This window comes from Mycobacterium sp. Soil_C_30 (assembly GCF_057656995.1).
Map to the genome: position 1 here is coordinate 285260 of NZ_JBDGJH010000007.1, position 12776 is coordinate 298035.

Here is a 12776-nt window from a genome sequence, read left to right on the forward strand (position 1 = left end):
GATGAGCGGCCATTCCAAGTGGGCGACCACGAAGCACAAGAAGGCAGTCATCGATGCGCGTCGGGGTAAGAACTTCGCCAAGCTGATCAAGAACATCGAGGTCGCGGCCCGCACCGGTGGCGGCGACCCTGCCGGTAACCCCACTCTCTACGACGCCATTCAGAAGGCGAAGAAGAGCTCGGTTCCCAACGACAACATCGAACGCGCCCGCAAGCGCGGTGCGGGCGAGGAAGCCGGTGGCGCCGACTGGCAGACCATCACCTACGAGGGCTACGGCCCCAACGGCGTGGCGATCCTGGTCGAGTGCCTGACCGACAACAAGAACCGCGCCGCCGGCGAGGTCCGGGTGGCGATGACCCGCAACGGCGGCAACATGGCTGATCCCGGTTCGGTGTCCTACCTCTTCTCCCGCAAGGGCGTGGTGACGCTGGAGAAGAACGGCCTGTCCGAGGATGACGTGCTGGCCGCGGTCCTGGAGGCCGGCGCCGAGGAGATCAACGACCAGGGCGACAGCTTCGAGATCATCTCCGAGCCCACCGATCTGGTGGCCGTGCGCACCGCGCTGCAGGACGCGGGTATCGACTACGACTCAGCCGACGCGAGCTTCCAGCCGTCGGTCACTGTGCCCGTCGACCTCGAAGGCGCCCGCAAGGTGTTCAAGCTCGTCGACGCGCTCGAAGACAGCGACGACGTACAGGACGTGTACACCAACGTCGACATCCCGGACGACGTCGCCGCCCAGCTCGACGAGGAGTAGACCCCTGGCACACGGGCGTCAGGTGCGGGTCAGGAAGGCGCCGATCTCGCGGGCGGTCTGCTCGGGCTGATCGAGCATGACCAGAACGCTCGCGTCGTCGATGTATCGCAGCTGGCTGCGCGTCAGTTCGGCCAGCCGGTGCGCGTGATCGTCGGGCATCACCGCGTTGCAGCTCCACAGCACCAACACCTCGCCTTCGAAGAAGGCCAGCCGGTTGGTGGCGCGCACCAGATCACGCCGGTCGAATCGGGTGCGGGAGTACTTCAGGAGATCACTCCGGATGGCCCGGTCCGCCAGCCCGGGTTCGGTCCACGCGTCCATCGTGGCTTGCGGAATCGACTTCTTGGCCATCATTCCCCACATGAAGAAGCGGTCACGCAGCCACGGGATCCGCATCTGTTTCATGGCGAGGGCAAGAGTGCCGGTGGTGCGGCTGGCCACCCAGGTCATCTTGCCGGGAAAGCCGGGCGGGAAGTTGCCGAACGCCTCGCACGGACAGATCACCATCCGGTTGATCCGCTTGTCGCGGCCGATGTCGGTCAAAAACAGCGGCCCGCCCCAGTCGGTGACCACCAGGCAGACGTCCATGAGATCGAGTGCGTCGAGGAAATCGGCGACGACACCGACCATGCCGGGCATCGTCAGGTCGGCCTCCGGGCGCATCGGAACGCGATGGCCACCTAGCGGGAGCACCGGCAGGAGATAGCGAAAACCGCTCGGCAACAACGGGATCACCATGTCCCACTGCGAGTCGTTCATCAGCAGTCCGTGTAACAGGACGACGGGTGGTCCGTCCGGGTCGCCTTCTTCTCGGTACTCGACGGTGCCCGCGGTGAGGTCAACGGATTTCATAGCCCAACCCTCCACTAGAACGGCGATTCTAGAACGTATGCTCTAGTGTGTCGGTAGGAGGCGACAATGGCAAGGTCCACCCGGGAATCGATCGTGACGGCCGCCGCGGAGTTGATGCGGTCCAAGGGCTACGGCGCGGTGGGGATGAAAGACATCGTGGCAGCCAGTGGCGCCCCCACCGGTTCGCTCTATCACCATTTCCCCGGCGGCAAACAGCAGATCGCCCGCGAGGCATTGACCAATGCCGGCATCGCCTACGGCATGCTCATCCCCACCCTGATGGACCCGCACACCGACCTCGCCGACGCCATCGAGTCGGCCTTCACTCAGGCCGCCGAGGACATGGCCGCCACCGGGTTCGCGAACATGTGCCCGGTGGCCAGCGTCGCCGCCGAGACCGCCGACCTCGATGAGGAATTGCGCCAGACCGCGGCCGCGGTGTTCACCGGCTGGCTCGACGGCGGGACCGCGTATTTCGTTGCGCGCGGACTGGATTCGGATACTGCGCGCGGGTTGACGGTGGCGCTGGTGTCGGCGCTGGAGGGCGCCTTCATCGTGGCCCGCACCTTGCGCAGCACCGAACCGCTGGTGGCGGCGGGGCGCGCGCTGGCGCCGGCCTACCGTGGGATCACGTTGAAGTCCGCAGGAGATCTGCGCATTTCTCCGCCATCGTCATGACGGTGATGTTCGGGTTCACCGCCGGTAGTTTCGGCATCGCCGAGGCATCCACCACCCGCAACCGTGACACCCCCTTGACCCGCAGTTCGGGATCGAGGACGGCCAGGGGGTCGGTGGGTGAGCCCATCCGGGCGGTGGCCGCAGGGTGGTACACGGTGTTGTGGCACTGGTGCACGTAGTCCAGCAATTCGTCGTCGGTGGTGGCGTCGGGTCCCGGCGCCAGCTCACGAGCCACCCACGCCGCCAGCGGCGTCTGCTCGGCGATCCGGCGCGCCAGCCGCAACCCGGCGAGCATGATGCGCTCGTCATATCCGTCGGGATCGGTGAAATACCGCGGATCCACTCTGGCGCGGTCCCGGAAATCGCGGCTGCGCAACCGCACCGAACCGCGGCTGTGCCCCTGTGTCACGTTCGGCGTCAGGCAGAATCCGTTGTCGGTGGTCGGGTAACCGCGCCGCAGCGTGTTCATGTCGAACGGCACGCTGCCGTAGTGCATCATCAGATCGGGTTGGGACACCCCGGGGTCGACGCAGGTGAACAGCCCGATCTCCCACCACTGGGTCGAGGTGGTCACCATCGGCCGCGCAGCCTCCCAGAACAACAGCCCTTCAACGTGGTCGTCGAGGTTCGCGCCGACGCCGGGGGAGTCGACCCGCACGTCGATCCCGAACTCGCGGAGATGCGCTGACGGCCCGATCCCGGAGAGCATCAACAACTTCGGGGTGTCGATGGCGCCGGCGCACAGGATGACCTCACGCCGGGCGGATACGCTGTCATAACCGGTGAGGTCGGGTCGTTGATAGCGCACCCCGGTGGCGTTGTCGGCCTCGTCGAAGAGGATCTCGGCCACCCAGCAATCGGTGCGTACCTCGAGGTTGGGCCGGGTCTGGATGATCGGATGCAGGAAGGCATACGAACTCGACATGCGGGTGCCGTCCTCGCCGGCGTTGATCTGGAACCAGCCCGCGCCGTTGCGTACCGTCTCCCCGCGGTTGAACGCCACGGTGGGCAGGCCCACCTCCGCGGCCGCCTCCAGCACCGCCGCACCACACGGATCCTCGGGAGGAACGTCGCGCAGCAGTACCGTCTCGGTCAGACGTTTTGTCAGCGGCAGGATTTCGGCCGCGCCCCAGCCCTGGGCGCCCATGCCCACCCAGTCGTCGAGTGCCTCTGCCGGCGGCCAGAATGCGATACACGAATTGTGCGAGGAACAGCCGCCGAGCACCTTGGCCCTGGCGTGCCGCATGAACGAATTGCCCCGCTCCTGCGGCTCAATGGGATAGTCCCAGTCATAACCCGAATCGAGCAGGTGCATCCACTCGGACAGCACCAGGATGTTGTCGTCGCCCACATCGGACGGACCGGCCTCGACCAGGCACACCGTGACCCCGGGATCTTCCGAAAGGCGCGCTGCCAGTACACAACCCGCCGTACCACCGCCTGCGATGACGTAGTCGAAGGTGTCAGTCACGGACAGTCTCCGCGGCATGGGACTTCAGGCACCCGATGTGGTGGCGGCCCTTGACGGCGTACCAGAGCAACCCGGCTCCGACGATCACACCGATGTAGACGAAGGCGCCCCAGGTGTTGTACCAGGGCTCCCCGTACACGGCAGCGCGCGGCCAAGCCAGGTTCAGCGCCATCGCCACACCCCAGACCACGGCGAAGATGTTCACCGGGAGACCCCAGCGGCCCATCGTGAAATAGCCCTCCGCCTTCAGGTCCGCCGGTGGCCACTGGCCCTGCAACCGCTTCTTCAGCAGAGGCCCGGTGACCATCAGATAGGCCAGGTAGATCATGATGATCGCAATGGACGTCAGCACCGTGAAGATCTTGGGCTGACCGATGTTGATGACGAGGATCACCACCGCGATGATCCCGATGGTCACCGCGGGCACGATCGGTGTCTGCGTCTTCGGGTTGACGGTGGCCAGCCGTTCGCCGAACGGCAGCGCATTGTCGCGCGCCATGGCGAACGTGAGCCGGATCGCCGCGGTGTGCACGGCCAGCGTGCACACGGTCACCGCGATGACGATGCAGACCAGGAACACCTTGCTCAGCGGGCCGCCCATGACCAGTTCGACGATGTACTGCAGACCGCCCGAGCTTTCGCCGAGCGCGGGATCCTGCAGATTCGGCGCGGCCATCACCGCGAAAACCAGGATGGCGCCGCCGATCACGAACGACGCGAGGATGGCCCGGGCAATGGCCTTGGGTGCAGTGCGCCGGGGATCTCTGGTCTCTTCGCCCAGCGAACTGGCCGTGTCGAAGCCGTACATGACGTAACCGGAGGCCAGTGAGGCGACCAGGAACGCGCCGAGATACCCCATGCTCTCGTCGGCGCCGTACCCGTTGGCCGAGAAGAACACATCGGGACCGTTCTGGATGTGGATGGCGAGCAGGAAGGCGATGAGCACCGCGGCGATCAGCTCGATGAAAACCCCCGCGCTGTTGATCATCGCCATCAACCGCACCCCGAGTGCGTTGACCACCGTGGTGAACACGATCAGCACGGTGCCCAGCAGCACCGCGTTGGCGGCGTAGTCGTATTCCCCGGTGCCGTCGCCGATGATCTGGAATCCGCTCCACAGCCGTGGCAGGTTGAGCTGATACGCCAGCGCCACCGCCGAAATGGTGACGATCGAGGCGGTGAGCATCAACCAGCCCGAGGTCCAGCCCACCAACCTGCTGGCCAGTTTCTTGCTCCAGTTGTACACCGAGCCGGCCACCGGGTACTTCGCGGCGAGTTCCATGAAACACAGCGCGACGGCCATCTGCCCGAGGAAGACGATCGGCCAGGACCACAGGTAGGCCGGTCCGGCGGTGCCGAATCCGAAGTAGAACAACTGGAAAGTGCCGGTCAGAATCGAGATGTAGCTGACGCCGGCGGCGAAGCTGGCGAACTTGCCGATACTGCGGTCCAAGGATTCTCGGTAACCGAACTCGTCCAGGCCGCTGTCGGCGTGCGTTTCTCTGATGACCATGACTGTCTCCCTAGCCTTGGCTCATCGGGCGTCAGCCCTTGAACCACCCTGCGGCCTGCGGCGCCGTGTTTTGCCAGATATGTTTGATCTCTTGGTATTCGGCGAGGCCGGTCGGTCCGAGCTCGCGTCCGTTACCGGACTTCCCGTAGCCGCCCCACTCCGCTGCCGCGGTGTAGTAGCCGAAGTCGTTGAGCCACACGGTGCCGTGCCGCAGTGCCCGCACCACCCGCTCGCCCCGGGCGCTGTCCGATGTCCGGACACCCGCCGCGAGACCGTATTGCGTGTCGTTGCCGAGTGCGATCGCCTCGGCTTCGTCGGTGAATCGTTCGACGGTCAGGATCGGACCGAAGGTCTCCTCGGTGACGATCCGCATCGACCGGTCGCACCGGTCGAAAATCGTGGGAAGGTAGAAATAGCCCTTGGCCAGCGCCGGGGCCTCGGGCCGGCGGCCCCCGCAGACCAGCGTGGCACCTTCGGAGATCCCCAGCGCCACATACGCTTCCACCTTGTCGCGGTGCGCCTCGGAAACCAGAGGACCGGTTTCGCTGGCCGGGTCCAGCCCGTCGCCCACCCGGATCTTCTCGGCGCGGATGGAGAGTTCGGCAACAAACCGCTCGGCGATCGACTCCTCGATGATCAGCCGGGTGCCCGCCGAGCACACCTGACCGGAATGAAGGAACACCCCGGTCAACACGTGATCCACCGCGGTGTCGAAATCGGCGTCGGCGAACACGATGTGGGGGTTCTTGCCGCCGAGTTCGAGCGCGACCTTCGTGACGTGTTTGGCGGCGACTTCGGCGATGGTGCGCCCGGTGGCCAGTCCGCCGGTGAACGAGATGAAGTCCACCTCGGCGGTGTCGGTCAGTGCCGCCCCGAGCCTGGCGCCGCTGCCCTGCACCAGGTTGACCACGCCCGTCGGCACACCCGCTTCTTCCACCAGCGAGGTGAACGCGATGGTGCTCAGCGGCGTGACTTCGCTGGGTTTCATCACCATGGTGCAGCCGGCGGCCAGCGCCGGTGCCACTTTCCAGGACATCTGCAGCAGCGGGTAGTTCCACGGCGCGATGAGCACGCACACCCCGATGGGTTCGTGGACCACTCGGCTGAGCACGGCGGGATCGCCGACATCGACGATCTTGTCGGTCTGCACCGCGACCAGGTGGGCGTAATAGCGGAACACCGAGATCACGTCCTCGATGTCGATCCGGCTCTCTGCCAGCGTCTTCCCGGTGTCGCGTGTTTCGAGAAGCGCCACGTGCTCCTTGTCCCGGGACAGGAGGTCGGCGATGCGTTGCAGGATTGCGGCTCGCTCGGCCACCGGCGTGGCGGGCCAGCTGCCCTCGTCGAAAGCGGCGCGTGCCGCGGCGACGGCCTCGCGGGCGTCGTCGGGACCGGCTTCGTCGACGGTGGCGACGACGCTTCCGTCGGCCGGGTTGATGATGTCGCGCGTGCCGCCGCCGGACGCGCGCCGCCAGGAACCTCCGATGTAGAGGTCTGGTTCACCGTTCATGGGTCAGCCCCTTGCGCAGTCCTTCGACGTGCCGGGATGGGACACTACTCACCGAATCGGCATCTCGTGCCCCGTAGTGCACGATCCTCAGGAAACGCCAGGGTTGCGCGGTGCATTTACAGTGATCGCATGCCAGAGTTCCGTGACGCCGACGGCGTGAAGTGGCGGGTGCGCCGTGCTCAGTGGCCGTTGCTGGGGGCAATGGACATGGCGTCGTGGGGCAGTAGCACTTTCGGCATCGTGCTGTTCCTGCTGGCGCTACCGGTGTTGCTGGCCTGGCCGTTCTGGTTGCTGGCCAAGTTCCTCGGAATGCCGTGGAAGGTGATCACCGAACGCGACGGCCAAGAGGTGGGCCGCGAGAAGGTGAAGGGCTGGCGCGCCTCTGGCCGTCGCATCAACGAGATCGTCGCCCAGAAGCGCAGCGCACAGGCGGATGTGACCCACGAGGGCGGTGCCGTCGAGTTGCGCAACAGCACCGGCCTCGAGCGGTGAAAAGCTTCACCAGGTGTCGATGAACCGGCGCCGGCCGGAGCGGTGGTGCCCGTCGGCCGCCGCCAGGGTCGCGATGATCAACGCCCGGGTGTCGGCCGGGTCGATCACATCGTCGATCTCGAACACCGATGCCGCGTTCAGTGCGCCGGCGTTCACCTGTGCCGCGTCGGTGAGCTGACGAACCCGTTCCTCGCGTTCGGCGTCGTCGGCGATGGCGTCCAGTTCCTTACGCATGCCCAGGCGCACCGCGCCCTCCAGACCCATGGGTCCCAGGTGCGCTCCCGGCCATGCCACGGTGAGCAGCGGTTCCTGCAGACTGCCGCCCGTCATCGCCTGCGCGCCAAGACCGTACCCACGGCGCAGCACCACCGCGATCAGCGGCACCTCCAGCGACGCGCCCGCGATCAGCAGTCGCGATCCGCGCCGCACCAGTGCGTCGGCCTCGGCGGCCGGACCGACCATGTAGCCGGGGCAGTCCACCAGCGACAGCACCGGCAGGCCGAAAGCGTCGCAGAGTTGCAGGAATCGTGCCGCTTTCTCGGCGCCTGCCGCGGTGATGGCGCCGGCCATGTAGCGGGTGTCGTTGGCGATCACCCCGATCGGGCGACCGTCGATGCGGATCAGCGCGGTCACCATCTCACGGGCAAAACGCTTGCGCAGCAATGTCACCGAGCCTTCGTCGGCCAGCGTCTCGATGACGGGTGCAACGTCATAGGCGCGACGTGCCCGCTCGGGGACGACGGTGCGCAGCGTCCGCTGATCGGCCGCCGGGCCGGGCGTGGTGCGGCCCTGGAAATAGCCCACCAGCTTCTTGGTCACCGCCACGGCCTCGCGTTCATCGGCCACCACGACGTCGATGACGCCGTTGGGTTCCTGCACCGACACCGGGCCCACGTCATCCGGGGCGACGTCGCCGAGGCCGCCGCCGGCGATCATCGCCGGGCCGCCCATCCCGATCGAGGTGTCGGCGGTGGCGACGATCAGATCAGCGCATCCGGCGATCACGGCATTGCCCGCGAAACAGCGACCCTTGACCACCGCGATCCGGGGCACCAGCCCGGACAGCCCCGCCCACAGCGCGAAGGCGCGGACATCGAGGGACGAGACCACCGGGTAGTCGGTGTCACCGGGTCGGCCGCCGCCGCCTTCGGCGAAGAACACCGTGGGCAGCTGCAATCGCTCGATGAGCTCGAAGAGGCGATCCTTCTTGCGGTGCCCGAGCGCACCCTGGGTGCCGGCCAGCACGGTGTAGTCGTAGGACAGCACCGCGCAGGCCGCCCCGTTGATGCGGGCGGTGCCCGCCACCAGTCCGTCGGCCGGGGTCCGGGCCATCAGGTCGGTGACCTCGCGGCGCTGCCGCTGGGCCGCGATGGCGAACCGCCCGTACTCGACGAACGACTCCGGGTCCACCAAGTCCGCGATGTTCTCGCGCGCGGTCCGCCCGCCTGCGGCGTGGCGGCGGTCCACGGCGTCTGGCCGAGCGGAATCTTCGGTGAGCGCGCGGCGCCGTAGCAGTTCGGTGAGATCACTGCGCGGTTCTGGCATCGGTTCCTCCGGTCGGCGGTGCCCAGCTGGCGTGTCCCTACCGTAGGGTGTCCCCGGTACCGGCTAGGCTCTCGAACAGCTGTTCGGTGTTTTCTGGTGGGAAGGGGTCCCAGTTGTTGCGCGTCATGGGCGTCGACCCGGGACTGACCAGGTGTGGTCTCTCGGTGATCGAAGGCGGCACAGGGCGGCAGGTGATCGCCCTGGATGTCGACGTGGTGCGCACGCCGTCGAGTGACCCGCTGCACCACCGGCTGCTCACCATCAGCAACACCGTGGAGTACTGGATGGACACCCACAAACCCGATGTGGTGGCCGTCGAGCGGGTTTTCGCCCAGCAGAACGTGTCCACGGTGATGGGCACCGCCCAGGCCGGGGGCGTGGTGGCGCTGGCCGCCGCCAAGCGGGACATCGAGGTGCACTTCCACACCCCGAGCGAGGTCAAAGCTGCCGTCACCGGCAACGGCCGGGCCGACAAGGCTCAGGTCACCGAGATGGTCACCCGGATCCTCGCGCTGCAGCAGAAACCCACCCCCGCCGACGCCGCGGATGCGCTGGCGCTGGCCATCTGTCACTGCTGGCGCGCGCCCATGATCGCGCGGATGGCGAAGGCGGAGGCCATGGCCGCTGAGCAGAAGAAGCGTTACCAAGCCAAACTCAAGGCCGCCCGATGATCGCCTCCGTGCGCGGCGAGGTCGTCGACATCGCCCTCGATCACGCTGTCATCGAATGCGCCGGGGTGGGCTACAAAGTGATGTGCACACCGTCGACGCTGGCCGGGCTGCGACGCGGCACCGAGGCCCGTCTGATCGTCGCGATGATCGTTCGTGAGGACTCGATGACGCTGTTCGGCTTCGCCGACGCCGACGCGCGGGATCTGTTCACCACGCTGCTCGGGGTGTCCGGGGTGGGACCGAAGATCGCGCTGGCCACCTTGGCGGTCTACGACGCCACCGCGTTGCGGCAGGCGCTGGCCGACGGTGACGTCACCGCGCTGACCCGGGTGCCCGGTATCGGCAAGCGCAGCGCCGAACGGTTGGTCCTGGAACTGCGTGACAAGATCGGCCCGGTGACCGGTACGGCGGGCTCCAGTGCCGCCAGTGGCCACGCGGTGCGAGGCCCGGTGGTCGAAGCCCTTGTCGGACTTGGCTTTGCGGTCAAGCAGGCTGAGGAGGCCACCGACAAGGTGCTGGCCTCTGAACCCGATGCCTCCACCTCGACGGTGCTGCGGTCGGCGCTGAATCTGTTGGGCAAGAACAAATGAGCCGATTCGACGACGACGATGCCCCGGAGGAGCGGGAGGTCTCCGGCGCGCTGACGGTCGGTGAAGGGGATATCGACGCCAGCCTGCGGCCGAAGTCGCTCGACGAGTTCATCGGTCAGCCCAGGGTGCGCGAGCAGCTGCAACTGGTCATCGAGGGGGCCAAAAATCGCGGCGGCACCCCGGACCACATCCTGCTGTCGGGCCCGCCCGGGCTGGGCAAGACATCGCTGGCGATGATCATCGCCGCCGAACTCGGCTCGTCGCTGCGGGTCACATCGGGCCCGGCGCTGGAACGGGCCGGCGATCTGGCGGCCATGCTGAGCAACCTCGTCGAAGGTGACGTGCTGTTCATCGACGAGATCCACCGGATCGCCCGCCCGGCCGAGGAGATGCTCTACCTCGCCATGGAGGATTTCCGCGTCGACGTCGTGGTGGGCAAAGGTCCTGGGGCCACCTCGATTCCGCTGGAAGTCGCACCGTTCACCCTGGTCGGTGCCACCACCCGCTCGGGCGCGCTGACGGGGCCGCTGCGCGACCGCTTCGGGTTCACTGCGCACATGGATTTCTACGAGCCGGTCGAACTGGAACGGGTGCTCGCCCGCTCGGCGCGAATCCTGGGCATCGAGCTCGGCGACGACGCCAGCACCGAGATCGCGCGGCGCTCCCGCGGCACGCCACGGATCGCCAATCGTCTGTTGCGCCGGGTCCGCGACTTCGCCGAGGTGCGCGCCGACGGCGTCCTCACCAAGGATGTCGCCAAGGCCGCGCTGGAGGTCTACGACGTCGACGAACTCGGCCTCGACCGGCTTGACCGCGCCGTGCTCTCGGCGCTGACCCGCAGTTTCGGGGGTGGCCCCGTCGGGGTGTCGACGCTGGCCGTTGCGGTGGGGGAGGAAGCCACCACCGTCGAAGAGGTCTGTGAACCGTTCCTGGTGCGCGCCGGGATGCTGGCGCGTACGCCGCGCGGGCGGGTGGCAACGGCACTGGCATGGACCCACCTGGGGATGAAACCGCCCGCCGGGGCGGCCGGGCTGGGGCAGAGCGCGCTGTTCGATTAGATGTTGCGGGGCAGGACGTTCATGTCGATGGCGTGGCCATCCAATCAGAGTGCGGTGCTCGATCGGCTGTGTTTAGACTTTGCTCTATGTCGAGCCCTGAATCGGACACTGTGGGGGCTTTCGGTCGCGCCGTCAGCCCCCTGAACCACTGAGGATCTAGCCTTCCCGCCCCGCTTGCATGCGTGGGTGGCCGTTCGGGCAACTCCATCGGGCTGGCCGTGGTGACGAGACGCCTTCTGCTCGTTTCTTCCCTCGGAGTAACTCGATGCCTCTCGCTCTGTACCTGCTTGCCCTCGCGGTCTTCGCCATGGGCACCTCAGAATTCATGCTCGCCGGCCTGGTACCGGACATCGCCACCAGTTTCGACGTCTCGGTCGGGACTGCTGGACTGCTTACATCGGCGTTCGCGGTCGGGATGATCGGGGGCGCCCCCACGATGGCCGCCTTCGCTCGCCGATGGCCTGCGCGGGCCACACTGCTCGGTTGCGTGGTGGTCTTCGCACTTTGTCACGTCGTCGCCGCGATCACCCCGTCCTTCTCCGTGCTGTTCGCCACCCGTGTCCTGGCCGCGGTCGCCAACGCCGGTTTCCTGGCAGTCGCCCTGAGCACTGCGACCCGTCTTGTTGCCCCTGACCAGAAGGGACGTTCCCTGGCAATCCTTCTGTCCGGCACCACGATCGCGACCGTCGCCGGCGTCCCCACCGGCGCTCTGCTCGGTAGCGCGATGGGGTGGCGGGCCACGTTCTGGACCGTCGCGTTGCTATGCGTTCCCGCCGCAGCCGGCATCCTCGTCGGGATTCGGCCCCACACAGACTCAGCATCGGAACGGTCCGACGGTGCGAAGTCTCTGGTTTTCGAACTCGCTCAACTCTGTTCGCCCCGTTTATTCATGGCGATGCTGCTCGGAGCCTTGGTCAACGGTGGCACGTTCGCCGCGTTCACGTTCCTCGCCCCCGTCGTGACCGGGACCGCTGCCTTGGATGAGGTGTGGGTACCGCTGGCCCTGGTGCTGTTCGGCCTTGGATCTTTTCTCGGAGTGGCTGCGGCCGGACGCCTTTCCGACCGATACCCGCGTCGGACTCTCGGCGTGGGCGCACCCATCCTGCTTTCGGGATGGGTGGCTTTCGCGCTGCTTGCCGCACACCCGGTGCTTCTCTTGATCCTGATCTTCGTCCAAGGAATGCTGGCGTTCGCCGTGGGGAGCACCCTGATCGCACGGGTACTCTACGCGGCGTCCGGAGCGCCCACCATGGGCGGTTCCTATGCGACCGCCGCGCTCAACATCGGGGCGGCGGTAGGTCCGGCAGCTGGGGCGGTGGCGCTCCCGTGTTCCGGTGATCTCGGGCCAGTGTGGGTAGCCATCGCCCTAACCGGCGTCGCCTTGATCATGCTGCTGCCCTCGCAACGCCTGATCGCACCTCGATACCGAAGCGACGTTGTCGGGTGAGTCACGCAGATGCTCCGCTGAGCGTCGAAGGCCGTCGACGGCTTGTCCATCGATGCCGAACTCGGCCCCTCGCTCACATCGCCGCAGAGATGGGCATCTCACACGCCTGCGCCTCGAAGTGGGTCAACCGGTGGCGTCCGCATGGTGACGCTGGCCTCCTCGACAAGCCCTCTACGCCCCGCACCGAACCCC

Annotated in this window: 12 protein-coding genes and 1 pseudogene; 8 read left to right on the forward strand and 5 right to left on the reverse strand. The window is 67.0% G+C overall.

Going from position 1 to position 12776, the window contains the following annotated elements:
- Window position 1: 1 nt before the first annotated feature.
- Window positions 2–757 carry a YebC/PmpR family DNA-binding transcriptional regulator gene (locus tag AC3A6P_RS16215; protein ID WP_487692672.1) on the forward strand — a complete coding sequence of 252 codons (756 nt, stop codon included), beginning with the start codon at window positions 2–4 and terminating at the stop codon, window positions 755–757.
- Window positions 758–775: 18 nt separating this feature from the next.
- Here AC3A6P_RS16215 and AC3A6P_RS16220 read toward each other — a convergent pair whose 3' ends face one another.
- Window positions 776–1609 (reverse strand): alpha/beta fold hydrolase, encoded by an 834-nt coding sequence (locus tag AC3A6P_RS16220; protein ID WP_487692673.1) that lies wholly within the window; start codon window positions 1607–1609, stop codon window positions 776–778.
- 66 nt (window positions 1610–1675) lie between these two features.
- On the opposite strand from AC3A6P_RS16220, the gene AC3A6P_RS16225 reads away from it, so the two are divergent.
- Entirely contained in the window at window positions 1676–2287 is a 612-nt protein-coding gene (locus AC3A6P_RS16225; RefSeq protein WP_487692675.1) for a TetR/AcrR family transcriptional regulator, read from the forward strand.
- Here the strand turns inward: AC3A6P_RS16225 and AC3A6P_RS16230 are convergent.
- The 3 genes from AC3A6P_RS16230 to AC3A6P_RS16240 are packed head-to-tail and all read right to left on the reverse strand — an operon-like array spanning window position 2238 to window position 6781.
- Window positions 2238–3776, reverse strand: coding sequence for a GMC family oxidoreductase (locus AC3A6P_RS16230; RefSeq protein WP_487692676.1), 1539 nt, complete (start codon window positions 3774–3776; stop codon window positions 2238–2240). The genes AC3A6P_RS16225 and AC3A6P_RS16230 overlap by 50 nt on opposite strands.
- Window positions 3751–5271 (reverse strand): APC family permease, encoded by a 1521-nt coding sequence (locus AC3A6P_RS16235; RefSeq protein WP_487692677.1) that lies wholly within the window; start codon window positions 5269–5271, stop codon window positions 3751–3753. The genes AC3A6P_RS16230 and AC3A6P_RS16235 overlap by 26 nt, the downstream gene beginning before the upstream one ends.
- 31 nt (window positions 5272–5302) lie before the next feature.
- Entirely contained in the window at window positions 5303–6781 is a 1479-nt protein-coding gene (locus AC3A6P_RS16240) for an aldehyde dehydrogenase family protein (RefSeq protein WP_487692678.1), read from the reverse strand.
- Window positions 6782–6910: 129 nt separating this feature from the next.
- On the opposite strand from AC3A6P_RS16240, the gene AC3A6P_RS16245 reads away from it, so the two are divergent.
- Window positions 6911–7273, forward strand: coding sequence for a hypothetical protein (locus AC3A6P_RS16245; protein WP_487692679.1), 363 nt, complete (start codon window positions 6911–6913; stop codon window positions 7271–7273).
- A gap of 6 nt (window positions 7274–7279) precedes the next feature.
- On the opposite strand, the gene AC3A6P_RS16250 is transcribed toward AC3A6P_RS16245, so the two are convergent.
- A complete protein-coding gene (locus AC3A6P_RS16250; RefSeq protein WP_487692680.1) occupies window positions 7280–8818 on the reverse strand; it encodes an acyl-CoA carboxylase subunit beta in 1539 nt (512 codons plus the stop codon).
- 116 nt (window positions 8819–8934) lie between these two features.
- On the opposite strand from AC3A6P_RS16250, the gene ruvC reads away from it, so the two are divergent.
- The 5 genes and pseudogenes from ruvC to AC3A6P_RS16275 form a co-directional block, all read left to right on the forward strand.
- Entirely contained in the window at window positions 8935–9489 is a 555-nt protein-coding gene (gene ruvC, locus AC3A6P_RS16255) for a crossover junction endodeoxyribonuclease RuvC (protein ID WP_487692741.1), read from the forward strand.
- Window positions 9486–10079, forward strand: coding sequence for a Holliday junction branch migration protein RuvA (gene ruvA / locus AC3A6P_RS16260; RefSeq protein WP_487692681.1), 594 nt, complete (start codon window positions 9486–9488; stop codon window positions 10077–10079). The genes ruvC and ruvA overlap by 4 nt, the downstream gene beginning before the upstream one ends.
- On the forward strand, window positions 10076–11137 hold the full coding sequence (ruvB, locus tag AC3A6P_RS16265; protein ID WP_487692682.1) for a Holliday junction branch migration DNA helicase RuvB: 1062 nt from the start codon (window positions 10076–10078) through the stop codon (window positions 11135–11137). The genes ruvA and ruvB overlap by 4 nt, the downstream gene beginning before the upstream one ends.
- 265 nt (window positions 11138–11402) lie before the next feature.
- Entirely contained in the window at window positions 11403–12584 is a 1182-nt protein-coding gene (locus tag AC3A6P_RS16270) for a Cmx/CmrA family chloramphenicol efflux MFS transporter (RefSeq protein ID WP_487692683.1), read from the forward strand.
- Window positions 12581–12775: pseudogene (locus AC3A6P_RS16275) on the forward strand (helix-turn-helix domain-containing protein); the annotation flags it as partial. The gene AC3A6P_RS16270 and the pseudogene AC3A6P_RS16275, both read left to right, overlap by 4 nt.
- Window position 12776: the final 1 nt, after the last annotated feature.